Genomic DNA, 26620 nt, shown 5'->3' on the forward strand with positions numbered 1-26620 from the left:
ACCACCGCCAGTCGTGCCACCGGACAGCCGTGCCACCAGCAACCCGTGCCACCAGCAACCCGTGCCACCGACCGACCGTTCCTGAACACCCCGCCCTGGAAGCCCTCGGACGAAAGGGAGACACCCATGAAGGCGATCATCCACGACGAGTACGGTCCGCCCGGCGTCCTCCGCTACGGCGACGTCGACATGCCGACCGCCGGTGAGCACGAGGTGCTCGTCCGGGTTCGCGCCGCGTCGGTCAACCACGGTGACCGGGTCTGGTTGCACGGCCTGCCCCGGGCGGCCCGACTGGCGACCGGACTGCGCCGGCCGAACCGGACCGTACTGGGCCGGGCCGTTGCCGGGACCGTCGAGGCGGTCGGGCCCGGGGTAACCCGGTTCGCGGTCGGCGACGCCGTCTTCGGCGAGGTGAACCAGCGAGGCTTCGCCGAGTACGCGGCGGTGCCCGAGGACCGGCTGGCCCGCCGCCCCGACGGGGTGACCCACGAACAGGCGGCCACCCTGCCCGTCGCGGCGACCACCGCCCTCCAGGCGGTACGCCGGGCCGACCTGCGCCCCGGCCGGTCCCTGCTCGTCAACGGAGCCTCCGGCGGGGTGGGTACGTTCACGGTGCAACTGGCGAAGGTGCGTGGTGCGATGGTGACCGCCGTCTGCAGTACCCGCAACGTGGAGCTGGCCCGCTCGCTCGGCGCCGACCACGTGGTCGACTACACCCGCGAGGACGTCGCCGGGGTTCCGGCCCGCTTCGACGCCGTCATCGACTTCGCCGGCAGCCAGCGGCTGGCCGCCGTCCGCCGGCTGCTCACCCCGACCGGTGTCTACGTCTGCTCGACCGGCACCGGCGGCCCACTGCTCGGCCCGTTGCCCCGGCTCGTAGCCGTCACCGCCACAACGCCGTTCGTACGCCAGCGGCTGCGGGTACTGGCCGCGACGACCAGGGTCGCCGACCTCGACGAGGTGGCCGGACTCGTCGCGGCGGGGAGGATCACGCCGGTGATCGAACGGACGTACCCGCTCGGCGAGGCCGCCGAGGCGTTGCACCTCGTCGAGACCGTGCACGCCCGGGGCAAGATCGTACTGACGGTGTAGTCTGCGGCACCGCAGGGTGACAGAGGCGCCCGGACACCCGCAATCCGTGACCGATCGGTAGCTCCGGCCCGAGCCCGATGGCATGCTTGGCGGCGGGGAAGAACCCGGAGGTGTGTGGTGAGCGGATCAGCACAGCACGACGGACCCGGCGACGGTCCCACGGCCGTACGGATACTCGTGGGTGCCCAGCTACGACGACTGCGCGAGGAACGAGGACTGACCAGGGCCGAGGCGGGCGAGCCGATCCGCGCCTCGGAATCGAAGATCAGCCGGATGGAACTGGGACGGGTCGGTTTCAAGGAGCGCGACGTACTGGACCTGCTGTCGCTCTACGGCGTAGACGACGAGCAGGAACGGGCGGTGCTGCTGACCCGGGTCCGGGAGGCCAACACGTCGGGCTGGTGGCACCCGTACAGCGACGTCACGCCGAACTGGTTCCAGCGCTATCTGGGCCTGGAGGCGACCGCGACGCTGATCCGGACCTACGAGGTCCAGTTCGTCCCCGGACTGTTGCAGACCGAGGACTACGCCCGGGCGGTGGTACGCCTCGGCCACGGCAGCGCGAAGGAGGACGAGGTCGCGCGCCGGGTACGGCTGCGGCTGGAGCGCCAACAGGTGCTCAGCCGTCCGGATCCGCCGAAGTTGTGGGCGGTGGTGGACGAGGCCGCGCTGCGGCGCCCGGTCGGCGGCCCGCAGGTGATGCGCGACCAGCTCGAGGCGCTGCTCGCCATCGTCACCAAGATGCCGAACGTGAGGTTGCAGGTGATCCCGCTCGCCGCCGGTGGGCACGCGGCGGCCGGCGGCGCCTTCACCATCCTGCGCTTTCCCCAGCCCGACCTGGCCGACCTGGTCTACATCGAACAGTTGACCAGTGCGCTCTACCTCGACAAGCGCGAGGACGTCGACTGCTACTTCGAGGCGGTGAACCGGCTGTTCGTCGAGGCCGCGCCGATCAAGGACACCTACCAGATCCTGGACAGGATCATCCGCGACCTCGGCGAGGTGCCCGGATAACCGGAACGTCCACGAAGTCCACCGCCCGCAGCAGGACCAGGACGGTGGCGACGACCACGACGACGACTCCACTGCCGGCCGCGACCGCCACGAACAGCCCACCGACGCCGTCCGGCGCGGCGTCCGGGCTGAGCGGCGGCCGGTCGCCCAGCAACCCAAGCCGGGGTACCCCGCCGAGCAGCCCGAGCAGCGGTGTCCCGTCGAGCAGCCGCATCGCCGTGCCGGTCGGACCGACCCGGTCAACGGTGTCCCGGCGCGGCCGGGCCAGCACGGCGGCGGCCAGGCAGAACAGCACCGCCGCGAGCAGTACACCGCCGACGACGTCGCTGAACCGGTGCCAGCCCGCGATCATCGTGGCCGCGGCGACGGTGCAGACCCCGGCCGTGCCCGGCACGGCGATCCACCAGCGGGCCGGTGCGGGGAGTACGAGTACGACCGCGAGCAGCAATGCCATGGCCACGGACACGTGGCCGCTGGGGAAGCTGTTGTGCGTCGTCGACGTCGCTACCCCGAGTTCGGGCCGCAGGATCACCTGCTTGGCGACGCTCGCGAGGACCACCGCGACCCCGACCAGGGCGACACCGGCCACCCCGGCCCACACCCGCCGGAACAGCACGCCCAGCAGCAGCACCACGACGAGCAGCAGGCCCAGCACGGTCGGGTTGCCGAACCAGGCCAGTACCGCCTTCGCCGGCCCGACCAGGTCGGTCGGCTGCTCGTAACCGCCGCCCCGCTCGGCCCGGGGCAGCAGCCGGCCGTCGAGGCGCTGTCCCGGGGCGGTGCCGACGAACCCGACGGCGGTCACCACGAACGCCAGCAGGTACCCGAGCGCGGCGCGGCGCAGTCGAGCGGCCGGCGCCCGAGCGGCGGACCGCCCCGGGTGCCGCAGCGGCGTCACGGACGGATTCGGGTACGGCGACAGCGGATGCACCAGGCAAGGATCCAGCGTCCGGATGCGGAACCTATGCGGATCCTGTCATGGTTCTGTCGCAGTCGCAGTCGCAGTCGCAGTCGCAGTCGCAGTCGCAGTCAGCGACGGCACCGACGGCACCGACCGGGCGGCGGGGTGTTCGTCACCGTCGAGTTCGGCGGCGTGTCCGGAACAGCACCGACGACCGAATCTCGTTCGACCGTGGCCGACCGTCACCAGCAGGTTCCGCAGACCGGGCGGGGTCCCCAGTCCGACGAGACGAGCCGGACCGTCCGGTCCACCAACGGATCGGTCGTGGACAGCCAGCGTACGTCGAGAGCGGCGTCCAACAGGTCCCACACCACCCGGACGCACTGGATCCGCACCAGGTAGTCGGTGACCACGCAGATCCCGAAGTCGACGGGCCCGGCCGGGACCTGCTTACGGTCGGCGAACGGGGAGGCACCGACGGTTGCGTACGGCCGCAGGTGGGACTCGTACACCAGGCCGTGCGCGAAGGCAGACTGGTAGATGGCGTACCCGAAGCTGGCGACGCCCTTCGGCTCGGCGCAGTCGAGCTGACCGGCCAGGGTGAGGAAGTCGCCGCCCTCCTTGGTGCGGTCCAGCAGTGCGGTGTCCAGGTTGCCCGACGAACACGGGATCCGCTCCCACACCGGTTCGGCCGCCAGCGCGGGGCCGGCGGTGAGCAGGGTGATCACAACGGCGGCGAGTGCCGCGCCGAGGCGTCTCATTCAGGTTCTCCCTCGATGATTTCCTTCTTCGGTGGGCTCGCCACCTGCATCGCGCCGAGCGCGAGGCCGAGCTGGAAGCGGTTGTCCACACCGAGCCGGTCCATCAGCGACCGCAGTGCGTACGTAACCGAACGGGTCGACATGCCGAGCGCCTGCGCGACGCTGGTGTCGGTGTGGCCCTCGGCAAGCAGCGCGACGACCGCTTTCTCTCGTGGCGTGAGCACGACCTCGGGTACTCCGTTCCGGCGTGGGTCTGTCGCCTCCGTCCAGTGCCGGACGAAGAGCGAGACGAACGACTCGACCGCTGTGGGCTCGACGATCTCCCACGTACCCTGGTGCAGGCCGAGCGGGTCGACGGCGAGCAGCGTGACCCGGCGGTCGAAGATCATCAGCTTGTGCGGCAGCCGGGGTGCCTCGCGGTACTCTCCGCCGAGCCGGGCGAACTCGGTCGCGTGCCTCGACGACCGGTCACCGTCGGCCGGCGCGCGACCCAGCGAACGCAGCCGGATCCGGCGCTTGAGCAGGGCGATGTCCATGGGTGCGGCGATCGCCAGGGCGTCGGTGCTGAAGACCTCCTCCGGGTTCATCGACAGGTGTTCGGCCCGCTCCACCGCGACCAGTTCGGCGATGCGGCGGCGGGTGGCCTCGCGGTCCGGCAGGCGGCGAGCCGCGAACGGCCGGTCCGCGCCCGTCCGCACCAGGCCGGGACCGGTATCGGGTACCGGTCCGACCCGGCGCAGTGCCCGCTGTTGCAGGGCCGTCACCGCCACGTCCACCGGCACCGCCTGCCAGCGCACCGCGTCCGCGCCCACGCCCGACGGTTGACCGGTCCGGCCGGCCAGACCGGCGTCCTTCAACTCGTCGAGCGCGACCCGGACCCGCCGTACGGCGAGACCGAGGCTCGCCGCGGCGGCTCCCGCGCTCCGGTCACCGAAGCTGACCAGGCAGCGGTAGACCAGGTCGGCGTCTGCGGAGACGCCCCAGCGAACCAGCAGCGGCACCGCCTGTCCGACGGTCAGCACCCCCGTGCCCCTGCCCGCCATCGACAACTCCCTCCCCCCGGGAACGGTCTGCCGCGATACAAACACAGGACCGCACCGATGTCTCGGGCCGACAAGATCATCGAGTTGATTCGTTGCGTGATTCCGCAACGACCCGGCCGAGGCGTGCCGGCACGGGGATTGAACTGTCGGCGCCGAAATCCCGTTTCAGATCACGTACGGCCACGCCGTTCCGAGCCTGGCCCGCCATGTCACCACGGCCTCCGGGAGAGGATCTTCGGGTTGTCACTCTTCACGCGCTTCCGTCAGCAACCACCTCAGGAACGGGCAACCGCGAAGGACGACCCGCCGCCGGACGGAGACCGCGAAGACCGCCCGCTCGACGATCCGCCCGGCGACGGCGACGGCGACGGCGACGACTCCGCCGAGCAGGCCACCGTGCGCCTGGACGACGCTTCCAGCACCCACGACCCGACCGGCGCGCCCGGCGGTGCCGACCCGGACAGCGGCGTCACGCAGGCCGGCAAGGCCGCCCCTGATGCCGACAGCGGCGTCACGCCGGACGGCGATGCGCGTCCGGCGGCCGACCCGACCCCGGCCGCTGACCCGTCGCCGGCCGCCGATCCGCCGCTTGCTGCTGAGTCGCCGGCCGCCGATCCGTCGCTGGCTGCCGGTGGGGAGCGGAGCGGGGGAGCGCCCGGTGCCGACGGGCGTGCGGAGGCGTCCGGTGACGGTGGGAGCGGAGAAGCGGTCGCAGGTGAACGCCGCTCGCCCGCCAGGCGGATCCGCACGCAGGTGACGACGGTACTGGCGGCCCTGCTCGTCCTGGTCGCCCTCACCGCGCCGAACAAGCCGGACCAGTTCACCCTCGGCACGCTCGCGCGGATACCGGTGGAAGCACTTCTCGGCCTCGGCCTCGTCCTCGCGTTGCGGCCGAGGGCGCGGCAGGTGGCCGCCGTACTCGGTGGGATCACTCTCGGGCTGCTGGGCCTGCTGAAGCTCGTGGACATGGGTTTCTACGCGGTACTCGCCCGGCAGTTCGACCCGGTACTCGACTGGATCCTGGTCGACGACGCCATCTCGTTCCTCACCGACTCGTTCGGCCGGGTCGGCGCGGTCGGCGCCGCGATCGTGGCGGTGCTGCTCGTCGTCGCGGTACTCGTGCTGATGACGTCGGCGGTACTGCGCCTGACCCGCCTCGTGGCCCGGCACGACGTCGCCGCCGGGCGTACCGCCGTGGTGGTCGGGGCCGGGTGGCTGGCCTGTGCCGTGCTGGGCGTACAGATCGTGCCCGGCGTACCGGTGGCGGCCAGGAACACGGCCGGCCTGGCGCACGGGCGCGCGCACCAGATCCACGACGGCCTGCGCAGCCAGCAGGAGTTCACCCGGCAGGCCGGGGTCGACGCCTTCCGTGACGTACCCGGTGACCAGCTTCTCACCGGCCTGCGCGGCAAGGACGTCCTGCTGGTCTTCGTCGAGAGCTACGGGCGCGACGCGGTCGAGGACCCGGCGTTCGCGCCACAGGTCGGTACGGTGCTCGACGCCGGAACCCAGCGGCTGGCCGCCGCCGGCTTCGCCGCGCGCAGTGCCTTCCTGACCTCGCCGACCGCCGGCAGCGGCAGTTGGCTGGCCCACTCGACGTTCCTGTCCGGGCTCTGGATCGACAACCAGCAGCGCTACCGCAACATCGTCACGAGCGACCGGCTGACCCTGACCGGCGCCTTCCGCCGGGCGAACTGGCGCACCGTCGGCATCATGCCGGGCGTCACCCGGGCCTGGCCCGAGGGGGAGCTGTACGACTACGAGAAGATCTACGACTCCCGGCAGCTCGGTTACCACGGCCCGAAGTTCAGTTGGGCCACCATGCCCGACCAGTACGCCCTGGCCGCCTTCGAACGGTACGAGCACGGGACGCCGGACCGCCCTCCGCTGATGGCGGGGATCACCCTGGTGTCGAGTCACGCGCCCTGGACGCCTCTTCCCCGGCTCGTCGACTGGGACGACCTCGGTGACGGGTCGGTCTTCGCGCCGATGGCCGGCGAGGGCGAGCCGAAGAGCGTGCTCTGGGGCGACCAGCGGAAGGTACGGGCCGAGTACCGCCGCTCCATCGAGTACTCGCTGAACAGCGTGATCGGCTACCTGGAGAAGTACGGCGACGACGACACCGTGATGGTCTTCCTCGGTGACCACCAGCCCTCGCCGATCGTCACCGGTACCGGTGCCAGTCGGGACGTGCCGATCACCGTCGTGGCCCACGACCCGGCGGTGCTGGATCGGATCTCCCGGTGGGGCTGGCAGGCTGGACTGAAGCCCGGCCCGCAGGCGCCGGTCTGGCGGATGGACGCCTTCCGTGACCGCTTCCTGACCGCGTTCGGGCCGCGCACCGGTACCGCCCGAACGGCCGCAACGGGCGGAGACTGACCGCCCGACCCCGCCGGCTCGACCAGCCGCTACCTGCCGGCTCCAGAACCGGCAGGTAGCGGCTTGCGGTCAGGGCTTGCGCGCGACGCCGCCGTAACCGTCGACCGGCTCCGCGTCGACGTCCTCCGGTCGCCACTGCGAGATGGAGACCACGCCCGGCTCCAGCAGGTCCAGGCCCGCGAAGCAGCGTTCGATCTGCTTCGGGCTGCGCAGCACGTACGGGACGGCGCCGGTGTCGTCGTAGCCCTGCTGGGCCTCGTCGAAGCCCTCGGTGGTGTTGGTGCTGTCCCAGAGGATCAGGTAGCTGCCGCTGGGGACGGCGGCCATCACCCGGGCCACGATGGACTCCGCCTCGTCGTGGTCGGCGACGTGGCCGAGCACGCCCATGAACATGACCGCGATCGGCTGGTTGAAGTTGAGGATGTTCTTGGCGTCGGCGACGATCCGGTCGGGGTCGTGGAAGTCCGCGTCGACGTAGTCGGTGACACCCTCCGGCGTGGTGTTGCTGAGCAGGGCGCGGGCGTGCGCCAGCACCAGCGGGTCGTTGTCCACGTAGACGATCCGGGAGTCCGGCGCGGCACGCTGGGCGACCTGGTGGGTGTTGTCGAGGGTGGGCAGGCCGGTGCCGATGTCGAGGAAGTTGCGGATGCCGGCCTCGGCCGCCAGGTGGTGCACGGCTCGGATCAGGAACCGCCGGGACTGCTTGGCCAGCGGGACGATCCCCGGGAACTGCCGCAGGTAGGCGTCTCCGGCATCCCGGTCCGCGGCGAAGTTGTCCTTGCCGCCCATCCAGTAGTTCCAGATCCTGGCCGAGTGCGGCACGCCGGTGTCGAGCCCGTCGGGCCATGAACGTTGTGGCGGCAGTGCTTCCTTCGTCACGTGGCCTTCCTCAGGGTCTTCGCGGCAGACACGACCGCTCCACGGTAGAGCGTCGATCTCCCTGACGCACGTACCTGTGCCGTCCAATGTGGTGTCACCGGCCGCATCCGACGCGCGCGCGGGCGTCCGGTCGACAGCCGGGAGTGGTGCGACGACGGACGGTCACCGTGTCGGCCGGCCGCCTCCGCTCACCGGCGCTCGGCGGTGGCCGCGCCGGCCGCACCCACCTCCGCCTCGCCCTCGGTCGCCCCGGCCGGCCGGGGCCGGAGCCGTACCTTGGTGATGGCGTGCCGGTCGATCTCGGCGACCTGGGCGGTGAAGGCCGGCAGTTCGACGGTTTCACCAGGAGCCGTCGGGATGTGGCCGAGGCGGGCCAGGACCAGGCCGGCGACGGTGGTGTAGTCGCCGTCGTCGGGCTCGTCGAGGTCGAGTCCGATGTCGGGCAGGTCGTGGATCGGGAACGTGCCGGCCACCAGGAGGGTCCCGTCGGGCTGCCGGACCACGGCCTGGACGTCCCGGTCCGTCTCGTCGTAGATCTCCCCGACGATCTCCTCGATCAGGTCCTCCATCGTCACGATGCCGTCGTTGGCGCCCCGCTCGTCGACCACGACGGCGAACTGCTGGCGCTGCTGCCGCATCTGGCGCAGGGCGTCCGTGACGCCGAGGGTCTCGGGCAGGAACAGCGCCGGGGCGGTGTGCTCGGCGACCGTGCCGGCGTCGTCGAGCAGGTCCCGCAGGTGGACGACGCCGACCACGTCGTCGAGACCGCCCCGGGTGACGACCGGGGCGCGGCTGTGACCGGACTCGGCGAGCAGCCGCCGGGCCTGCCCGGTGGGCAGTTCGGCGTGCAGGGTGACGACCTGTCCACGCGGTACCAGGATCTCCCGCAGGATCCGGTCGGCGATCTCGAACGCGCCGCTGATGATGGTGCGGTGCTCGGCGGAGAGCCCGCGCTGGGCGGTCACCATCTCGCGCAGTTCCTCGGCGCTGACCTCCTCCGGGCCGCCGTCCGGGTCGGCGCCGGTGAGCCGGACGACCACGTTCGTCGACTTGCTGAGCAGCCAGACCGCCGGCCGGGAGAGCGCGGCGAGCACGTCGAGCGGTCGGGCCACCACCAGCGACCAGCCCTCGGCCCGCTGCATCGCGATCCGCTTCGGCGCCAGTTCACCGAGGACCAGGCTGACGAAGGTCAGCACGATCGTCACCAGGATCACCGAGGCGGGTTCGGCGGCCGAGCCGAGGAAGCCGAGCGCGGGTACCAGGGGTGCGGCCAGGGAGACCGCCGCCGCGGCCGAGGCGAGGAAGTTCGCCAGCGTGATGAAGATCTGGATGGTGGCCAGGAACCGGTTCGGGTCGCGGGCCAGCCTCGCCAGCACCCGACCGCCGCGCGACTGGCGTTCCAGTCGTTGCAGTTGGCTCTCCCGCAGTGACACCAGCGCCATCTCGCTGCCGGAGAACGCCGCGTTGACCAGCACCAGGAACAGCACCAGTGCCACCTGTAGCCCGTAACCGTCCACCGAACGTCCGGCCTCCTCGTCCTGCTGGGTGTGGTGTGGGCACCAAACCTAGCGGGTCACCGGCCCGGACGGCTCGTCCGACGACGGGAGCGGCCCGGGCGCCGTCGGCGTACGGCTCAGGTGGCGAGCACGATGGTCATCCCGAGGTACGTGGCCAGCAGCAGTATGCCCTCGAAACCCAGCCGTCCCCAGCCGCAGGTCTGCCGGACGAGCAGCCCGCCGAGCAGGATCGCGGTCATGAACAGCCCGCTGGTGGTGATGAACAGGTCCTCGCTGCCGGCGGCGTGGTAGATCGACCCCTGGCGGTACGCGATGTCGCCGACCACCAGGGTGATCACGTCGAGGATGTTCCCGCCGAGGACGGCGGCGACGGCGAGGGTGACGGCGCCCCGCCGGACGGCGGCGATCGCGGTGACGGTCTCCGGCAGGCCGTTCACGATGCCGAGCAGTACCCCACCGGTGAACCCGGCGGTCAGCCCGGTGGTCTCGACGACGCTCTCGGCGGCCAGCGACACCGCCCAGCCGCTGGCCGCGACGAACGCGCCGACCAGGACGAACCGCCCCCAGAGCGTGCGCAGGCTGTGGTTCTCCAGCGCACCGTGGTCCTGTGGTACGTCCGGGCGGGTCTCGGTCGTTCCGACGGCCTGCCACATCGGTCTGGTGCCGGCGGTCCGGATCAGCCGGAGCCCGCCCAGGTAAAGGGCGACGATCGCGACCGAGACCGGATGGATGCCGAGGACGGTGACGTTGGGGCTGTAACTGCCCAGCAGGGCCAGCGCCAGCAGGGTGATCAGCAGGCAGCCGAAGAGCAGGTTCGACGGGGAGGCGGCGGCGTGTTCGAGATTGACCCGCCGGTAGAAGGCGTCGGCGACCGCGACGGCGGTGGTCTGCGCGGCGATGCCGCCGACGGCGTTGCTGTAGCCGAGCTGCGGATGCCCGCCGGCCGCGGTGACGGCGGTCATCACGATCCCGGAGAGCCCGGTCGCGACGCCGAAGAAGACCACGCCGAAGACGGCCTCGCCCCAGCCGGTCCGGTCCGCCAGGGCGTCGCCCAGGGCGACGAGCCGGATGCTGCCGAGGATCGTGATCAGGCCGGCGACGGCGAAGACGCCGATGCTCACCGCGATCGGCCAGGGCGTGGCGGGTAGAAAGCCCAGCATCGGGCGGTTATTCCCGAGTTGCCGGCTTCGAAGCCTACCGTTGACCGCCGCCGGATTCCGCCCCCCGATTCCGGGCGTCAGGGGTGATATTTGACGAAAAGTGACGAACTGGACTATATCCGGCGTGACAATGGCTGTGGTGCCCGGCTTGGAGTGGATGGCTCGGGGCAGGCCGCCCAACTCTGGGCGCCGCAGCCGGGGCCGCGCATCCGACCAGCCATCCGGTACGGGAGCGGCTGTGTACGGAGTACGGACCCATCCGCGTCGGTTACCGACGCTCGCCGAGCGGTACTCGGCCCGGCAGAACGCCTTCGGCGTACTCCGGCTGCTGCTGGCCGGTGGAGTCATCGTGGCACACAGTTGGCCGCTCGGCTTCGGGCTGCCGAGCCCCGGCCACGCGTTCTCCTCCGGGCAGAGCGACCTCAGCACGCTGTCGGTGTACGGCTTCTTCTTCATCGCCGGCTTCCTGATCACCGAGAGCGGGCTCCGGTCGTCGCTGCGGCAGTACCTCTGGGCCCGGTTCCTCCGGATCTTTCCCGGGCTCTGGGTCTGCCTGCTGGTGACGGCCTTCGGGCTGGCCCCGCTGGTCGCGCTCTACGAACGCGGCAGCCTCGACGGGTTCTGGAGCCATCCCGAGGGACCGTTCGACTACCTGACCACCAACTGGCTGGCCTCGATGGAGCAGTTCCCCATCTCCGGGCTGCTCGCGGAGACGCCGTTCGGGCAGGTGGTCGGCGGTCCGAGCGCCTTCGCCGGCTCGCTCTGGACCCTCCGCTACGACCTGGCCTTCTACGCCGTGATCGCCGTCCTGCTCGGGACCGGGCTACTGCGCCGTACGCCCCGGGCGGTGCTGCTGCTGGCCGTCGGCTGCTACCTGCTCCTGCTCCGGGACGTGCTCGCCGCCCCGACCTGGACCGCCCGGCCACCGGCACACGGCGCGGTAGGCCCGATCCCGTTGATCGGGTCGTTCGCCGCCGACTGGATGCTGCAACTCGGCTTCCTCTTCCTGCTCGGCGCGGTCGCCCGGCTCTACGCGCACCGGATTCCGCTGCACGGCGCGATGGCCGCCGTGGCCGCCACCCTGGTCGTGGCGACGCTGTGGCGGGGCGGGTTCTTCGCGCTCGGCCTGCCGGCGTACGGGTATCTGGTGCTCTATCTGGCGGTCGCGCTGCCGCGCCGGCTGGCCTGGCTCGGGCAGGGGCGGGACTACACGTACGGCGTCTACATCTACGGTTTCCCGGTGCAGCAGGTGCTCGCCCTGCTCGGCGCGCAGCGGTTCGGCCTGGCCGGCTACATCCTGCTCAGCCTGCTCGGCGCGCTGCTCTTCGCGATACCGTCCTGGCATCTGGTGGAGGGTCCCGCCAGCCGGTGGAAGCGGCGCGGCCCGGGTGCGACGTACCGGCGGCGGCACGGCGTCGGCGACCGGCCCGAGCCGCCGGCCCCGCAGCCACGACCGGTGCCGGACACCGGTGCCCGGACCGCCGCCGTGCAGGTCGCCGCCGTGCAGGCCGCCCCGGTACAGCACGGTGCGGCACAGGCCGTCGCCGCAGAGGCCGGGGCAGCACAGATCGGCGCCGCACCGGCCGGCGTGGGACGGGTGGCGGGGGAGCGGACCGACCGGGGATCGCGGCCGGGATCACGGCCACCGGCCCGACATCGGCGACCCGCGCGACCCGCCGGCGCACTGCTGGCCCGCTACCTTCGGCGCCGCACGCCGGCACTCACGGCCGGGCCGACCCACCGTGCGGTGCGGGCGGCCGGGGAACGGCCGGAGGCCGACACGGTGACCGACGGGGCGCGGTAGGCGAGTCCCGGGAGCCGGCCCGTCCCGGAACTGCGGCACGGGTCGCGGTAGGCGAGTCGCCGGGAGCCGGCTCCTCCCGGCCCGCTCGGCGTCGATCTGTCGGGCGGCCGTTCCCGGTGCCGGTGCACCCCGGCGTCATCCGGTTCGGCGGAACTGCGGCAGCCGGACACGGGGCGTCGGCCGGGCCAGCGGCGTTGGCCGCCGGGCGGGACGTACCCGGAAATGGTGCGCGAGGCACGGGCGAAGGCCGGCGGAGCGGCCTCCCCGACGACGCCCGACGCGCCAGGGGCGTTGGCCGGGTCGGGAGCGTTGGGGCGGTCGGGGGCGTCGGCCCGGTCAGCCCGTGGATGCTTCGGATGCGGCGTCCACCGCGTCGACGAGCCGGGCCAGTGACCCGGCCAGGCCGGCCAGCCCGGCGGTCGGCGGTCCGCCCGGTTCCACCAGGTAGCCGTCCCGGCGGATCTCCACCATCAGGGCGGTGACCCGGCGGTCCCGGCCGTAGTGCCGCAACGGGACGTAGCAGCCCGCGAACGGTGTGTCGACCGCCGTGCCGCCGCAGCCGGCGAAGGCCGCCCGCCCGGCCGCCAACAGCCAGTCCGGGGTGTGCGCCGGATCGGTGCCGAGGCAGACCGCCGGCCGGTCGGCACCGCCGATCTCGTACGGCAGCCGCCGGCTCGGATAGGAGTGCACGTCGAGGATGGTCACCCGGCCCCGGGCGGCCAACCGGGCGTCCACGAGATCGCCGACCGCCTCGGCATAGGGCCGGTACCAGCGCCTGAGCAGCTCCTCCTCAACCACCGGGTCGTCGGCGCGCAGCCGTCGGCCGCCGCTGGTCCGGGTGTAGACCGCGGCCATTCCGACCGCCCGCATCACCTCCCGGGCGTCGGGAAAGCGCTCGGGGTCGACGACCAGCCGGGAGAGCAGGTTCACGAACGTCCACGGGACACGCCCGGCTGCCGTGGCGGCCTCGGTCGCCAGCAGGTCGGTGTGCGCGTCGGTCATCAGGGCCAGTTCGGCCGCCAGGTCGGCGTCGTCGAGCAGCAGGTCCCGGCGTACGGCCGGCGGGTCCAGCCAGCCGGCGTGCGGAACGTGCAGCAGGACCGCACTGTCGACCGCGCCCGGTACGACCCGAAAACCCGCCACCGGTTCCGCTCCACTGTGCCGCACCACGACCGCCGCCCCGTCCACCCGCCTGCCGCCGGACGCCAACCCGGCGACGGTCGGGGATGCCGTTCCGCGTGCCGTCGAACCCGGACGGCGCAGGTTCCGACAAATGTACGTTGTTCGATCGTGGAATCCGCCCGTAGCCTACCCACGCCTCTGACCAGCGAACGAGGAGTGTGTATGGGGCGGATCAGTAGGATCTGGCGAGTCGGACTCGCGGTGCTGCCGCTGACGGCGGTGACCGTACTGGGCGTCACGCCACCGGCGTTCGCCCGCCCGGCGCCGTCGATCGTGGTCTCCGACGGCGTGACCCAACCGGTGTTCGGCTACGCCGACGCCATCCGGGAACGGCTGTTCGTCGAGTCCACCTTCGACAGTGACTCCGACGGTCTACGCGACATCATCGCGTTCGACGTGATGCGGCCCAAGGCGACCGCCGACGGGCTCAAGGTGCCGGTCATCATGGACGCCAGCCCGTACTACTCGACGCTCTGCCGGGGCAACGAGTCCGAGTGCAAGGTGGACCTGGACGGCGACGGCCTGCTCGACAAGTGGCCGCTCTTCTACGACAACTACTTCGTGCCGCGCGGCTACGCGGTGATCCTGCTGGACATGGTCGGCACCAACAACTCCACCGGTTGCCCGACCACCAACGCCGCGCCGGACAACCTCAGTGCCAAGCAGGCGATCGACTGGCTGAACGGCCGGGCCACCGCGCGCAACGCGGCCGGGCAGGTCGTCCGGGCCGACTGGCACAACGGTCGTACCGGGATGATCGGCAAGTCGTACGACGGCTCGCTGGCCATGGCGACGGCGGTGACCGGCGTCAAGGGGTTGACCACCATCGTGCCGATCAGCGGCCCGACGGAGTACTACGACTACGTCCGCAGCAACGGGGTGATCACCCGGGGCAACAGCTACGTGGCGTCGCTGGCCAACACGGTGACCAATCCGGACCGCAGGGAGTACTGCAAGCCGGTCCGGGACGCGATGGCCGCCGCCGACGGCGACGAGCACGGCGACTACACGCCCTTCTGGACCGAGCGCAGCTACGTCCGGAAGGTCAACAAGATCAAGTCCAGTGTGCTGCTCTACCACGGCCTGAACGACGACAACGTCCGGGCGGACCACTTCAGCAAGTTCTGGTACGAGCTGGCCGCGCACAACGTGCCGCGCAAGCTGTGGCTCTCCCAGGAGGGGCACGTCGATCCGTTCGACTCGCGCCGGACGGTCTGGGTGGACACCCTGCACCGGTGGTTCGACTACTGGCTGCACCAGGTGCCGAACGGCATCATGACCGAGCCCCGGGTCGACCTGGAACGCTCGGCCGACGTGTGGGAGACGCACGCCGACTGGCCGATCCCGGGGATGCGGGAGACCGAGATCTTCCTCCAGCCGGGTACCGGCGGAGCGGGCGGTCTCAAGCTGGTACCGCAGCAGAAGCAGGTCACCCAGACCTTCGCGGACGACCCGGCACAGCGCCAGGACGCGATGGTCAACAACCCGGACACCGTCCAGCCGAGCCGGCTGGCGTACCTGTCGGAGCCGCTGCGCGCCCCGCTGCACATCTCGGGTACGCCGGTGGTGAAGCTGCGGGCCGGCGCGGACAAGACCGACACGAACTTCGGGGCGATCCTGGTCGACTACGGTACCGCCGAACGGGTGGCACACCGGACGTCCGGGGAGGGCATCATCACCCTGGAGACCCAGGACTGCTGGGGTGAGACCAGCCCGACCGACGACGGTTGCTACAAGCAGACCCAGAAGCGGGTGGCCACCGCCGACCTCGAACTGGTCACCAAGGGCATCCTGGACGCGCAGAACCGCCAGTCGATCCGCACGGCCACCCCGCTGGTCCCGGACAAGCTCTACAACTTCGAGTTCCCGCTGCTGCCGGAGGACTACGTCTTCCAGCCGGGTCACCGGATCGGCGTCGTCATCGTCGGCAGCTACCCGCAGTACTCCAGCCAGGCCGACCCGAACCGGGCCAGCATCGACGTGGCGCTGAAGACCAGCCACATCGTGCTGCCCGTCATCGGCGGCACGCCCGCCGCGCACGCCGCCGGGCTCTGACCGGCCACTCCGCCGGCCGTCCCGGACGGCCGGCGGAGTGCTGCCGTACCGCCCACCGGCCGGGGGCGGCCCATCGCCGTCCACAGGTGTATGATCCGCCGGTTGAGCCCTACCCCAACGGCGGGTACCCCGGACGCCGGCAGGCTCGCGAGCGTATGGAGGATGGCGCATGTCCCAAGGCCAGGAGCTGTTCGACCTGCACGAGGACAAGACTTCGCGACCAAGCTTCGAAACCACCCTGCGTGGTTACGACAAACGGCAGGTCGAGCAGTACGTCGCACAGACGGCCAACGAGCTCTCGAAGCTGGTGTCCGAGCGCGAGCAGGCGTTCAGCCACATCCAGGGGCTGACCGTCCATCTCCAGCAGGTGCAGTCCGAGTTGACCGAGTTGCGGGAGCGCCCGCCGCAGGTGGACCGGGCGTCCTTCCGTGACCTGGGGCCGATGGTGGACCAGATCATGGCCCTGGCCGAGAAGCAGGCCGGGGTGATCGTCGACGCCGCCGCGCAGCGGGCCAACGAGCACCAGAGCGAGGCGGAGCGGGCCCTCGCGGACGCCCGCGAGCAGGCCGAGAAGCTGGTGGCCGAGGGCGACGCCAGCCGGGAGCGCGCCGAGCAGGAGGCGCAACGGATCAGTGAGCGGAGCGCCCAGCAGGTCGAGCGGGCCCAGGCCCAGGCGGAGTCGATGCTGGACGCCGCCCGGACCCAGATCCAGCAGGAGATCGAGGCGGCCCGGTCGCGTACCCAGCAGGAGCTGACCCAGTGGCAGGCCAACGTGGAGCGGGAGCTGACCGAGCTGCGCAGCAGCACCGAGTCGGAGCTGTCCCGCCAGCAGAAGCAGGCCGAGGAGGAGAACGCGAACCTCCGCTCGGAGGCCCAGCAGTACGCCACCGAGCTGCGTCGACGCGCGGACGAGCAGGCGACCGCCCACCAGCAGCAGCTCGCCGCGCTCCAGGAGGAGATCGAGACCCGGCAGCAGTCGCTCACCAAGTTGCAGACGGCGCAGGAGACCGCACAGCAGCGGTTGGCGCAGTCCCGCCAGGAGGGTGTCACCGCGGAGCACGAGTTCGCCCAGTTGCAGCAGCGGCTCGGTGAGGTCCGGCAGGACCTGACGGCCGAACTCAACCGGCTGGACGAGGCCCGCCGGTCGGCGGAGACGGCCGAGCGGCAGGCGGCCGAGGTGCGGGCCCGGACGCAGCGCGAGGCGAAGCGGCTGGCCGACCGGGCCGCTGCCGCGGTGATGGCGGCGGCGGCGATCACCGGCGAGACGGGCGAGTACCAGATGGTGGCGGTCCGGTCGGAGACCAACCGTGGCCCGGTGGAGGGGCCGATCGAGCCTCCGGTCGAGGCGGTCGAGGTAACCGAGGTGACCGAGGTGACCGAGGCGATCGAGCACCCGGTGCAGCCCGAGCCGGTCGAACGCCCCGAGCCGCCGATGAACATGTTCGAGCCGCACCAGCCCCCGCAGCAGCCGCAGCACCACCACTCGCCGCCCGTCTACACCCCGAACGGCGTCGACCCGACCCGCTACTAGGCGACCGCGAGCTCGTGTCCCCGGCCGGTCGGGGGATTTTGTCCCACTCCGGCCGGAGGGTCGTGTCCCCGTCCGGCTGGCAGGTCGTCGTTCCGTCCGGCCGCGAGGTTGGCATCCCCGTCCGGCCGGGAGATCGTCGTTCCGGCCGGGCGGGAGGTCAGCCGTCGGCCTGGTCGGGCCGTCGGCTGTCGGCGACCGCCGCCGGTGCGTCGGCGAGGGAGAACCGCTCACGCAGCCGTGAGTAGAACCGGGACGGGCGCAGCCGTACCAGGTGAGCCGGTGCGCTCGCCGGCAGCACCGTCACCCAGTCCCCGGGGTCGAGTACGCCCCGGAGCTGGCCGTCCACGCTGAGCGCCACCTGGCCGGACCGCTCCAGCACCCGAACCGTCACCGCCTCCTCGGCGGCCATCACCAGGCTGCGGTTGAAGACCATGTGCGGGGCGACCGGGGTGAAGACGAGCGCGGCGAGCCGGGGGGAGAGGATCGGCCCGCCGGCCGCGAAGTTGTAGGCGGTGGAGCCGGTCGGGCTGGCCACCACCAGGGCGTCGGCCGAGTAGGACGCGAACAGCGTCTCGTCCAGGTACACCCCGAGGCTGGCCTGCCGGTCGCGGGCCAGCTTCTCGAAGACGATGTCGTTCAGCGCGGTGACGTCCAGCGCCACGCCCGGACGGTCGACCGGCTCGGCGGCGGGCGGCAGCGGCGGTGGCGGCGGCAGCAGTGGACCGCGCCCGTACCGCAGCAGCGCCTCCATCCCACCGGGGATCTCCAGCGGTCGGGAGGCGCAGAGGGTCAGCATCAGCCGCTCGTCGAGTTGTACCCGGCCGGAGAAGAACGCGTCCAGCGCCATGTCGATCTCGGCCGGCTCGATCTCGGTCAGGAAACCGACCCGGCCGACGTTGACGCCGAGCACCGGTACGCCGTCCTTGGCGGCGATCCTGGCTCCGCGCAGGAACGTCCCGTCCCCGCCGATCGTCACCACCAGCGCCGGATGGCCGGCGGCCTCGGCCTCGTCGCCCGCGTTGCGGCGTTGCCGGTGCCCCCAGGCCGGCTCCCACACGTCGATGTCGCTGACGCCGATCGAGTGGTCGCCCGCCCAGCGCCGGACGGCCGCCGCCGCCTCCACCGCCGCCGCCCGGCCCTCGTGCACCACCAAGCCGATCCGCTGACCAGTCATGCTCTTCCGTTTCTCCTGCCTGGCGCCCGAGCCGCCGACCCTCGGCCGGTGGACGATCCGGTCGCGGTCCCTGCCTATCACGAACCTGGTCGGCCCGGCGGGACCGTGGCACCGGCCGGCCGGGCCGGTGTGCCCCGGTCTGTCACGGCATCGTCGAACTTTCGTAACAGTCTCGTGCTAGGTCGATGGGTCGCTCGGCTTGACAGCGACGGGTCACCGGGTCAGGCTGGGGCCACTGTAAGCGCTTCCGGAAGCCGGTCGATACTCCGCGATCTGTAAGCGCTTCCGGACTGGTTTGACCGCATTTGATATGGAGTCGGCATGGCCGTGCAGGACCGCCAACAGGTGACGATCTACGAGGTCGCCCAGCGGGTCGGCGTCTCGATCGCCACCGTGTCCCGGGCACTGCGCGGCACCGACTACGTCGCGCCGGAGACCCGTCGCCGGGTGTTGGCGGCGGTGGAGGAGTTGCAGTTCCGGCCGAGCCGGCTGGGGCAGTCGCTCGCCGAGGGGCGGCACGCCGCCAACGGCATCGTCTTCCCCGACCTCTCCGGCCCCTACTACTCGGAGGTGGTCCTCGGCTACGAGGAGGTCGCCGCCGAACTGGGCAACAGCGTGCTGATCCTGGCCACCCACGGCCGGCCCGACCCGTCCCGCAAGGTGCTCGAACTGGCCCGCCGGGTCGACGGGATGGTGGTGATGGGCCGGACGGTCGCCGACGACGTCGTCGCGCAGGTGGCCGAGATCGGCGTACCGACGGTGCTGCTGGCCAGGGCGGCCGTCGGCGCACTGGACACGATCACCGCCGACAACGACACCAGCGCCCGGCAACTGGTCGAGCACCTGCTCGAACACGGCTACCAGCGGTTCGCCTACCTGGGGGACCCGGACTCCTCGCCGGACGTGACCGACCGGTACCGGGCGTTCCGGGAAGCGCTCACCGACGCCGGCCGGAAGCCGCCCCGGTCACCGGTGCGCTGCGCGTTCGACGTGGACGCCGGCCATCGGGCGGCCCGGCGCGCACTGGCCGGATCGCCCCGGCCGCAGGTGCTGGTCTGCGCGAACGACGAGGTCGCCCTGGGGGCGATGGCGGCTGCGGCGGAGCAGGGACTGACCGTCCCCGCCGACGTCGCGATCACCGGCTGGGACGACGTGATGGCCGCGCGCTACGCGGGGCTCACCACCGTGCACCAACCGATGCGGGAGTTGGGCGCGACCGCGGCGCGGTGGTTGCAGGACCGCATGGCCGGCAGCCAGGCGGCGGTGCGTCGCGAGGTTCTCCCGACCCGGCTCGTCGTGCGGACGAGCTGCGGTCCACATGACGCCGAGAAGGAGGTCCGAGGATGAAGGCATGGAGACGGCCGGGTGCCGCCGTGCTGCTCGCGGCGGTGCTCACGGTCACCGGCTGCGGCCGGGACGAGGGAGCCGGCCAGGAGGCGGCCGCGCCGGTCGCGGAGGGCAAGGCGACGGGCGACATCACGGTCTGGGCGATGGGTACCGAGGGGGAGAAGCTCTCCGTACTCGCGGCCGACTTCATGAAGGAGAACCCGGACGCGAAGGTCAACGTGACGCCGATCCCGTGGGACGGGGCGCACGACAAGCTCGCCACCGCCATCGCCGGTAAGCAGACCCCGGACGTCAGCCTGATCGGCACCACCTGGATGGGCGAGTTCGCCAAGACCGGCGGGCTGGACCCGACACCGGCCGACCTGATCAGGAAGGAGGACTTCTACGAGGGTGCCTGGAACACCACAGTCGTCGACGGCACCTCCTACGGCGTCCCCTGGTACGTCGAGACCCGGCTCTTCTACGTCAACAAGGCGGTCGCCGCCCGGGCCGGGATCACCACCGCGCCGAAGACCTGGGAGGAGTTCAAGTCCGCGATCGCCGCGTTCAAGTCGAAGGGCGGGGCGAAGTGGGGGGTCAACCTCCAGCCGCCGGGTTCCACCATCGGCTCCTGGCAGAGCGTCATGCCGTTCGTCTGGCAGAACGGCGGCGAGGTGGCCCGGGACGGCGCTTTCACCCTCGACAGCCCCCAGGCCACCGAGGCGTACGCGTACTACCGGTCGTTTTTCGTCGAAGGGCTGGCACCGAAGGACCTCGCGCAGGGCGCGCTCGAACCGGCCTTCCTCAAGGGCGAGATCGCCGCGTTCCCGTCCGGCCCCTGGCACATCGGGGTACTCAGGGAGCAGGGCGGCGCCGACAGGTTCGAGTTGTGGCAGATGCCGGGCCGGAAGTCGGCCACCTCCTTCGTCGGCGGCGGTGACCTCGCGGTTTTCAAGGATGCGAAGAACCGCGACGGTGCGTGGAAGTTCGTCGCCTACCTGAGCCGGCCGGACGTGCAGACGAAGTGGTACCAGACGGTCAGCGACCTGCCGGCGGTCAAGAAGGGCTGGGACGACCCGGCGCTCAGCGGCGACCCGCTGCTCTCCGCGTTCGGCAGGCAGTTGGAGGACGCCAAGTCGCCACCGGCGATCGCCACCTGGGAGCAGGTCGCCGCGGCGATCGACGGCGAGGTGGAGAAGATGGCCAAGGCCGGTGCCGCACCGGAGGACGCGGCCAAGGCGATGCAGCAGCGGGCGACCTCGATCGGTACCGGGGTGTGAGATGACCGCCGTCGCGCCCGACGCGGGCACCCGGGGTGGACGTCTCGGTCCGCGACTGCGCCGGGCGGTGGTCGGCTGGGGTTTCGCCCTGCCGTTCACCGCGCTGTTCGTCGTCTTCCTGGCCGGGCCGGTGCTCGCCTCGCTGCTGATGAGCTTCACCGACCTGCGCAGCGCCGACGTCCGCAACCCGTTCGCCGTCAACGTCGTCGGGCTGGACAACTACCTCCGGCTCTTCGACGACGAGTTGTTCGTCAGGGCTGCGGTGAACACGGCACTCTTCGTGCTGCTCGGCGTACCGCTGACCATGGTGGCCGGGCTGGCGGCGGCGCTCGGGCTCAACTCGGGGCTGACCCGGCTGCGCGGGATGTTCCGGGTCGGCTACTACCTGCCGGTGGTCACCAGCATCGTGGCGGTCGCCGTGGTCTGGCGGTTCCTGCTCCAGCCGGATTCGGGGCTGGTCAACAGCGTGCTCCGGCTGGTCGGGCTGGACGGGCCGAACTGGCTGGGCCGGACCGACCTGGCCCTGCCGTCGCTGATCGTGATGGCCGCCTGGCGCAACCTCGGCTACCAGATGGTGATCTTCCTGGCCGGGTTGCAGGCCATCCCGCAGCACCTCTACGAGGCCGCCCGGATCGACGGGGCCACTCGATGGCAGCAGTTCCGGTACGTGACGCTGCCGTCGCTGCGCCCGACGCTGCTCTTCGTCGGGGTGATCGCGACCATCGGTTACCTCCAGTTCTTCGAGGAGCCCCTGGTGATGACCCGGGGCGGGCCGCTGAACTCGACGCTCTCCGTCTCGTACCACATCTACAACCAGTTCGGGTTCGGCAACTACGGCTACGCCTCGGCGATGAGCTACGTGCTGTTCGTCGCCATCGTGGGGTTGTCGATCCTGTGGTTCCGGCTGCTGCGCTCGGGCGAGGAGGTGTCGCGGTGACCGCCCCGACGACGAGTACCCGGCCCACGGTGGCGGTACCGCCGGCAACCGCCGCCGGTCCGGCCCGGCCGGTACGCCGCCGCCGCGACCGGGTCGCCGTGATCGTCCTGCACGTGGTGCTGGTGGTCGGCCTGCTGGTGATGGTCGGCCCGTTCCTCTGGATGGCACTGTCGTCGTTCAAGCCGGAGGCCGAGATCTGGCGCGTCCCGGCGACCTGGTGGCCGGAGCGGTTCACCCTGGCGAACTACCGCGAGCTGTTCGGCCGACTCGACTTCCCGACCTACTTCTTCAACTCGGCCCTGGTGGCCACCCTGGTCACCGTCGGCAACCTGGTGTTCTGCTCGGCCGTCGGGTACGCCCTGACCAAGCTGCGCTTTCCGGGGCGCCGGGCGCTGTTCGGGCTGGTACTCAGCTCCGTGATGGTGCCCAGCATGGTGACCTTCGTACCGCTCTTCGTCCTGATCGCCAACCTGGGCCTGACCAACACCTACGCCGCGCTGGTGCTGCCGTTCCTGGCCGGGGCGCTGGGCGCGTTCCTGATGCGGCAGTTCATGTTCTCCATCCCGGACGAGTTGATCGAGTCCGCCCGGGTCGACGGTGCGGGCGAGCTGCGCATCTTCGTCCGGATCGTGCTGCCGCTGTGCCGGCCCGCCCTGGCCGCGCTCGGCATCCTCACCTTCCTCGCGAACTGGAACAGCTTCATCTGGCCGCTGGTGGTGGCGACCACCGAGGACAAGTACACCCTGCCGGTCGCGCTGGCGCTCTACAGCGTCGGCCAGAACCAGACCAAGTTCGGGCTGCTGCTCGCCGGCTCGGTCGTGGTGGTGCTGCCGGTGGTGGTCGTCTTCATCGTGTTGCAGCGGCACTTCGTGCGCGGCATCGCGACCACCGGACTCAAGTGAACACCGGCCTGAACTGAACACCGCAACCCGAGTGACGACGTACCTCCGGAGGTAATCCGTGATCCGTCCCCTCCGGGTCGCCCTGACCGCGACCCTCACCCTCGCCCTGACCGTTCCCGCCGGGGCCGCCTCGGCCGCGCCGGCCGGGGCGCCGACCGGCGCCGTGGACCGGGCCGCCGCCACCCGCTGGGCGGCCGACACCTGGCGCTCCATGGTGGCGATGACCGACCCGGGCACCGGGCTGCCGGCCGACAACATCGACGGTGACCTAACCGTCGACAGCCGGGCGAAGTACACCTCGCCGACCAACATCGGCTCGTACATCTGGTCCGCCGTGGTGGCCCGCGAGCTCAAGCTGATCGGTGAGCGGGAGCTGGTCCGGCGGGTCGACGCCGCGTTGGACTCGCTGGCCCGACTCGACCGGCACGCCGACTCCGGCATGTTCTTCAACTGGTACGACCCGGCCACCCTGGAACTGTTGCGGACCTGGCCGGTCGACGGCACTCCGGTGTACCCGTTCGCCTCCAGTGTGGACAATGCCTGGTTGGCGGCGGCGCTGATGATCGTGCACAACGCGCTGCCGCAACTGCGCGGCAAGTCCGACCCGCTGCTGAACACGATGGACTTCGGCTTCTACTACGACCCGCAGGCGCTCGGCGCCGAGGTGCCGGTCGGGCTGATGCGCGGCGGCTTCTGGGTCGAACCGCCACCGGGCTGCTCGCTGCCCGGCAACTACCGTGGTCGTGGGCCGGACGTGCACTACACCTGCCACACCTACGGCGCGTTCAACAGCGAGACCCGCATGATCAGCTATGTCGCCATCGCCCGTGGCCAGGTGCCGCCGGCGCACTACTTCGGCCCGTGGCGGACCTTCCCGGACACCTGCGACTGGTCCTGGCAGGAGATGAAGCCGGTCGGCGGGTACCGGGAGTACGCCGGGGTCCGGGTCTTCGAGGGCGCATACCGCTACCGGGGCCTCCAGTTCGTACCGTCCTGGGGCGGGGACATGTTCGAGGCGTTCATGCCGGACATGTTCGTCCCGGAGACCAGGTGGGGGCCGAACAGTTGGGCCCGCAACCACCCGGTGTACGTACGCGGCCAGATCGCGCACGGCCTGGAGGACGCGAAGTACGGCCACTGGGGCTTCTCGCCCGCCTCCGACCCGGCCGGCGGCTACCGGGAGTACGGCGTGGACGCGATGGGGCTGGACACCCCCGGCTACACCAGTGACCAGGAGCGCACCAGCGTCGACTACGGGTTCGAGGGCTGCCCCGACCGCCCCGCCCAGCCGGAGCCGGCGGCGTACGGCGACGGCGTGGTCACCCCGCACGCGGTCTTCCTGGCCCTCCAGTACGCGCCCGCGCAGGCGCAGGCCGAGTTGGCGAAACTGCGCCGGGAGTTCGACGTCTACGGCCCCGGCGGCTTCTACGACTCGGTGGCGGTACGCAGCGGCACGGTCGCCAAGCGCTATCTCGCGCTGGACCAGGGCATGGTGCTGGGCGCACTCGGCAACCTGCTCGGCGACGACGTGCTCCGTGACCAGTTCACCCCGGGCGGCCCGGAGCGGCTGCTGCGTCCGGTGATGCGGATGGAGGAGTTCTCCGTACCGGCCCGGCAGTAGTACGGCGGCCGGCGGCACAGACAGCAGGACATCCAGACGGAGGATCACGCGAGGATGAGCGAACAGACGACGAGTACCGAGCACGCGGCGCGGGCGCGGGCGGACTGGCAGGGGCGGATCGGGCGACGTCGGGCCGGCGACGACGGCGGGCAGCTCCGCCTCGACGCGCCCGCCACGTTGCTGGCGAGTTCTGGCCGGGGGCAGGTCACCCTCGACTGGACGCCGGTGCCGGGCGCCATCGGCTACCAGGTGTACCGCTCGGTCGACGGGGCGCCACCCGCGCCGCTGGACCACCACGGCGGCGACGTGCTGGCGGTGCCGCACCCGCCGTACGCGGACACCACCGGCGAACCCGGCCGCACCTACGAGTACGCCGTGGCGGCGCTGCACGACGTCGACCAGCCCGGACCGCTCTCGACCCCGGTCCGGGCGACCGCCCTCACCGAGACCGAGACCGTCCCCGGCAACGACACAGCAGCTCCGGGCACCGGTGCAGCCGATCCGGGCAGCGGCACAGCCGCTTCCGCCAAAGACACAGCAGCTCCGGGCGCCGGGGCAGCCGGTCCGGGTACGGCCCCGGGGGACCCGCTGGTGCGGGTGGCGGTCGACGCGGCGGGCCGGACCCGCCCGGTGCACCGGCCGTGGCGTCCGATGGTCGGCTCCGAACACCTGAGTCACCTGCTCAGCACGGACACCACCGGCGGGCGGCCGATCGGCGCGGAGTTCGCCGAGGCGCTGCGGATCATGCGTACCGAGCTGGGCGTCGGCAGCGTACGTGCGCACGCCATCCTCTGTGACGACCTCGGCGTCTACCGGGAGGTCGACGGTGCCCCGGTGCACGACTTCAGCCGGGTGGACGAGGTCTACGACCGGTTGCTGGCCCTCGGGCTCCGGCCCGTGGTCGAACTGTCGTTCATGCCCAGGGAGTTGGCCAGCGACCCGGACAGGACCGTCTTCGCGTACGGGGCGGTCATCTCACCGCCCAGGGACTGGCAGCGCTGGACGGAACTGATCCGTGCCCTGGTCACCCACCTGCTCGACCGGTACGGGCGGGAGGAGGTGCGGCACTGGCCGTTCGAGGTGTGGAACGAGGCGAACCTGGAGGTGTTCTGGTCCGGTACCCGGGCCGAGTTCTGGCGACTGTACGAGGTGACCGTCCGGGCGGTCCGGGAAGTCGATCCGGGGCTCACGGTCGGCGGCCCGGCCTCGGCCGCCGCCGGCTGGGTGGGCGAACTTCTCGACCACGTCGACGCCTCCGGTGCGCCGATCGACTTCGTCTCCACACACACCTACGGCGCCCCGCCGCTGGACTTCCGCCCGCTCTGTGCCCGGTACGGCCGGCCGGAGCTGGGCATCCTGTGGACCGAGTGGGGCATCACGCCGACCCATTTCAACCCGGTCGGTGACGAGGTCTTCGCCGCCACCTTCCTGCTCCGTGGCATGCGTTCGGCCGCCGGCCGGGTGGACGCGCTCGCCTACTGGGTGGCGTCGGACCACTTCGAGGAGCTGGGCCGCCCGCCCCGGCTCTTCCACGGCGGCTTCGGCCTGCTGACCGTCGGTAACCTGCGCAAGCCCCGGTTCTGGGCGCTCGCCCTGGCCGACCGGCTCGGCGAGCACGAGTTGCCGGCCACGCTGAGCGGGGACGGGGCGGGAAGCCTGGTCGAGACGTGGGCCGCCCGGGACGACGGCGGCACGGTGACGGTGCTGGTCTGGAACGGCACGCTGGACCAGTCCAAGGCCGGCGGGGACCGGCGGCTGGACCGCGACGTCCGGGTCGAGGTCCGTGGCCTGGCCGCCGGCAATTTTCGGGTACGTCACTGGCGGGTCGACCGGGACCACTCCAACATCCGCCGGGTCTGGCAGGAACTGGGCGGCGACGACTGGCCGACCGAGGACCAGTGGGAGCTGCTGCGCGCCCGGGACAGCCTGGACGAGTACCGGCCGGAGCAGGTGGTGCCGGTGCTGGACGGCTCCTGCACGGTCGACTTCCCGCTGCCGATGCCGGGGGTGTCGTTCCTCCGGTTGGAGCCGGTGGCGTAGCCGTACCGGACCCAGGCGCGGA

At 71.6% G+C, this 26620-nt stretch carries 20 protein-coding genes; 12 read left to right on the forward strand and 8 right to left on the reverse strand.

Translation table 11 applies throughout. From position 1 onward, the window contains the following. Positions 1-126: 126 nt before the first annotated feature. Both Pen02_RS15435 and Pen02_RS15440 read left to right on the forward strand, forming a co-directional pair. The gene (locus Pen02_RS15435; protein ID WP_203866683.1) at positions 127-1092 is read left to right on the forward strand and encodes an NAD(P)-dependent alcohol dehydrogenase; all 966 of its coding nucleotides are present in this window, start codon (positions 127-129) and stop codon (positions 1090-1092) included. Between the two features lie 117 nt (positions 1093-1209). Continuing rightward, the gene (locus tag Pen02_RS15440; protein WP_203866684.1) at positions 1210-2106 is read left to right on the forward strand and encodes a Sco1979 family transcriptional regulator; all 897 of its coding nucleotides are present in this window, start codon (positions 1210-1212) and stop codon (positions 2104-2106) included. On the opposite strand, the gene Pen02_RS15445 is transcribed toward Pen02_RS15440, so the two are convergent. From Pen02_RS15445 to Pen02_RS15455, 3 genes are all read right to left on the reverse strand, one after another. Further along, on the reverse strand, positions 2075-3037 hold the full coding sequence (locus Pen02_RS15445) for a phosphatase PAP2 family protein (protein ID WP_203866685.1): 963 nt from the start codon (positions 3035-3037) through the stop codon (positions 2075-2077). The two genes, Pen02_RS15440 and Pen02_RS15445, sit on opposite strands and share 32 nt — an antisense overlap. A 212-nt stretch (positions 3038-3249) precedes the next feature. After that, a complete protein-coding gene (locus Pen02_RS15450; RefSeq protein WP_203866686.1) occupies positions 3250-3768 on the reverse strand; it encodes a hypothetical protein in 519 nt (172 codons plus the stop codon). Next, entirely contained in the window at positions 3765-4811 is a 1047-nt protein-coding gene (locus Pen02_RS15455; protein WP_203866687.1) for a helix-turn-helix transcriptional regulator, read from the reverse strand. The genes Pen02_RS15450 and Pen02_RS15455 overlap by 4 nt, the downstream gene beginning before the upstream one ends. Positions 4812-5051: 240 nt before the next feature. Here Pen02_RS15455 and Pen02_RS15460 point away from each other — a divergent pair, with 240 nt between their 5' ends. After that, complete coding sequence (locus Pen02_RS15460) at positions 5052-7190, forward strand: sulfatase (RefSeq protein ID WP_239140737.1); 2139 nt, start codon at positions 5052-5054, stop codon at positions 7188-7190. A 69-nt stretch (positions 7191-7259) separates the two neighbouring features. On the opposite strand, the gene Pen02_RS15465 is transcribed toward Pen02_RS15460, so the two are convergent. The 3 genes from Pen02_RS15465 to Pen02_RS15475 form a co-directional block, all read right to left on the reverse strand. Continuing rightward, positions 7260-8069 (reverse strand): SAM-dependent methyltransferase, encoded by an 810-nt coding sequence (locus Pen02_RS15465; RefSeq protein ID WP_239140739.1) that lies wholly within the window; start codon positions 8067-8069, stop codon positions 7260-7262. 188 nt (positions 8070-8257) lie between these two features. Further along, positions 8258-9586, reverse strand: a complete 1329-nt coding sequence (locus Pen02_RS15470; protein ID WP_203866688.1) for a hemolysin family protein — start codon at positions 9584-9586, stop codon at positions 8258-8260. A gap of 116 nt (positions 9587-9702) precedes the next feature. Further along, positions 9703-10746, reverse strand: a complete 1044-nt coding sequence (locus Pen02_RS15475; RefSeq protein ID WP_203866689.1) for a sodium:calcium antiporter — start codon at positions 10744-10746, stop codon at positions 9703-9705. A gap of 238 nt (positions 10747-10984) precedes the next feature. On the opposite strand from Pen02_RS15475, the gene Pen02_RS15480 reads away from it, so the two are divergent. Then, positions 10985-12550 (forward strand): acyltransferase family protein, encoded by a 1566-nt coding sequence (locus Pen02_RS15480; RefSeq protein ID WP_203866690.1) that lies wholly within the window; start codon positions 10985-10987, stop codon positions 12548-12550. Between the two features lie 336 nt (positions 12551-12886). Here Pen02_RS15480 and Pen02_RS15485 read toward each other — a convergent pair whose 3' ends face one another. Continuing rightward, complete coding sequence (locus tag Pen02_RS15485; RefSeq protein WP_203866691.1) at positions 12887-13693, reverse strand: N-formylglutamate amidohydrolase; 807 nt, start codon at positions 13691-13693, stop codon at positions 12887-12889. A gap of 201 nt (positions 13694-13894) precedes the next feature. On the opposite strand from Pen02_RS15485, the gene Pen02_RS15490 reads away from it, so the two are divergent. Together Pen02_RS15490 and Pen02_RS15495 are read left to right on the forward strand one after the other, a co-directional pair. Next, a complete protein-coding gene (locus Pen02_RS15490) occupies positions 13895-15787 on the forward strand; it encodes a CocE/NonD family hydrolase (RefSeq protein ID WP_203866692.1) in 1893 nt (630 codons plus the stop codon). 169 nt (positions 15788-15956) lie between these two features. Continuing rightward, positions 15957-17318 (forward strand): coiled-coil domain-containing protein, encoded by a 1362-nt coding sequence (locus Pen02_RS15495; protein ID WP_203866693.1) that lies wholly within the window; start codon positions 15957-15959, stop codon positions 17316-17318. A gap of 157 nt (positions 17319-17475) precedes the next feature. On the opposite strand, the gene Pen02_RS15500 is transcribed toward Pen02_RS15495, so the two are convergent. After that, positions 17476-18492 carry an NAD(+)/NADH kinase gene (locus Pen02_RS15500; protein ID WP_203866694.1) on the reverse strand — a complete coding sequence of 339 codons (1017 nt, stop codon included), beginning with the start codon at positions 18490-18492 and terminating at the stop codon, positions 17476-17478. Positions 18493-18813: 321 nt separating this feature from the next. Here Pen02_RS15500 and Pen02_RS15505 point away from each other — a divergent pair, with 321 nt between their 5' ends. From Pen02_RS15505 to Pen02_RS15530, 6 genes are read left to right on the forward strand one after another with little or no spacing between them, the layout of a single operon-like run. Next, positions 18814-19839: a LacI family DNA-binding transcriptional regulator gene (locus Pen02_RS15505; RefSeq protein ID WP_203866695.1), complete on the forward strand. Its 1026-nt coding sequence runs from the start codon at positions 18814-18816 to the stop codon at positions 19837-19839. Then, entirely contained in the window at positions 19836-21098 is a 1263-nt protein-coding gene (locus Pen02_RS15510; protein WP_203866696.1) for a sugar ABC transporter substrate-binding protein, read from the forward strand. Before Pen02_RS15505 ends, Pen02_RS15510 begins: the two co-directional genes overlap by 4 nt. Position 21099: 1 nt before the next feature. Continuing rightward, positions 21100-22035, forward strand: coding sequence for a carbohydrate ABC transporter permease (locus Pen02_RS15515; RefSeq protein ID WP_203866697.1), 936 nt, complete (start codon positions 21100-21102; stop codon positions 22033-22035). After that, the gene (locus Pen02_RS15520; RefSeq protein ID WP_239140741.1) at positions 22032-22937 is read left to right on the forward strand and encodes a carbohydrate ABC transporter permease; all 906 of its coding nucleotides are present in this window, start codon (positions 22032-22034) and stop codon (positions 22935-22937) included. The genes Pen02_RS15515 and Pen02_RS15520 overlap by 4 nt, the downstream gene beginning before the upstream one ends. Before the next feature lie 58 nt (positions 22938-22995). Then, positions 22996-24558 (forward strand): glucoamylase family protein, encoded by a 1563-nt coding sequence (locus Pen02_RS15525; RefSeq protein ID WP_239140743.1) that lies wholly within the window; start codon positions 22996-22998, stop codon positions 24556-24558. A 54-nt stretch (positions 24559-24612) separates the two neighbouring features. Continuing rightward, entirely contained in the window at positions 24613-26598 is a 1986-nt protein-coding gene (locus Pen02_RS15530; protein WP_239140745.1) for a GH39 family glycosyl hydrolase, read from the forward strand. The last annotated feature ends 22 nt before the right edge of the window (positions 26599-26620 follow it).

This window comes from Plantactinospora endophytica (genome assembly GCF_016862915.1).
GTDB lineage: Bacteria > Actinomycetota > Actinomycetes > Mycobacteriales > Micromonosporaceae > Plantactinospora > Plantactinospora endophytica.

Bases quoted from the DNA above. Each gene is read 5' to 3' on its own strand.
- Pen02_RS15435 (WP_203866683.1), top strand. From the start codon at position 127: ATGAAGGCGATCATCCACGACGAGTACGGTCCGCCCGGCGTCCTCCGC.
- Pen02_RS15450 (WP_203866686.1), bottom strand. From the start codon at position 3,768: ATGAGACGCCTCGGCGCGGCACTCGCCGCCGTTGTGATCACCCTGCTC.
- Pen02_RS15455 (WP_203866687.1), bottom strand. From the start codon at position 4,811: ATGGCGGGCAGGGGCACGGGGGTGCTGACCGTCGGACAGGCGGTGCCG.
- Pen02_RS15475 (WP_203866689.1), bottom strand. From the start codon at position 10,746: ATGCTGGGCTTTCTACCCGCCACGCCCTGGCCGATCGCGGTGAGCATC.
- Pen02_RS15490 (WP_203866692.1), top strand. From the start codon at position 13,895: ATGGGGCGGATCAGTAGGATCTGGCGAGTCGGACTCGCGGTGCTGCCG.
- Pen02_RS15495 (WP_203866693.1), top strand. From the start codon at position 15,957: ATGTCCCAAGGCCAGGAGCTGTTCGACCTGCACGAGGACAAGACTTCG.
- Pen02_RS15500 (WP_203866694.1), bottom strand. From the start codon at position 18,492: ATGACTGGTCAGCGGATCGGCTTGGTGGTGCACGAGGGCCGGGCGGCG.
- Pen02_RS15505 (WP_203866695.1), top strand. From the start codon at position 18,814: ATGGCCGTGCAGGACCGCCAACAGGTGACGATCTACGAGGTCGCCCAG.
- Pen02_RS15510 (WP_203866696.1), top strand. From the start codon at position 19,836: ATGAAGGCATGGAGACGGCCGGGTGCCGCCGTGCTGCTCGCGGCGGTG.
- Pen02_RS15515 (WP_203866697.1), top strand. From the start codon at position 21,100: ATGACCGCCGTCGCGCCCGACGCGGGCACCCGGGGTGGACGTCTCGGT.
- Pen02_RS15530 (WP_239140745.1), top strand. From the start codon at position 24,613: ATGAGCGAACAGACGACGAGTACCGAGCACGCGGCGCGGGCGCGGGCG.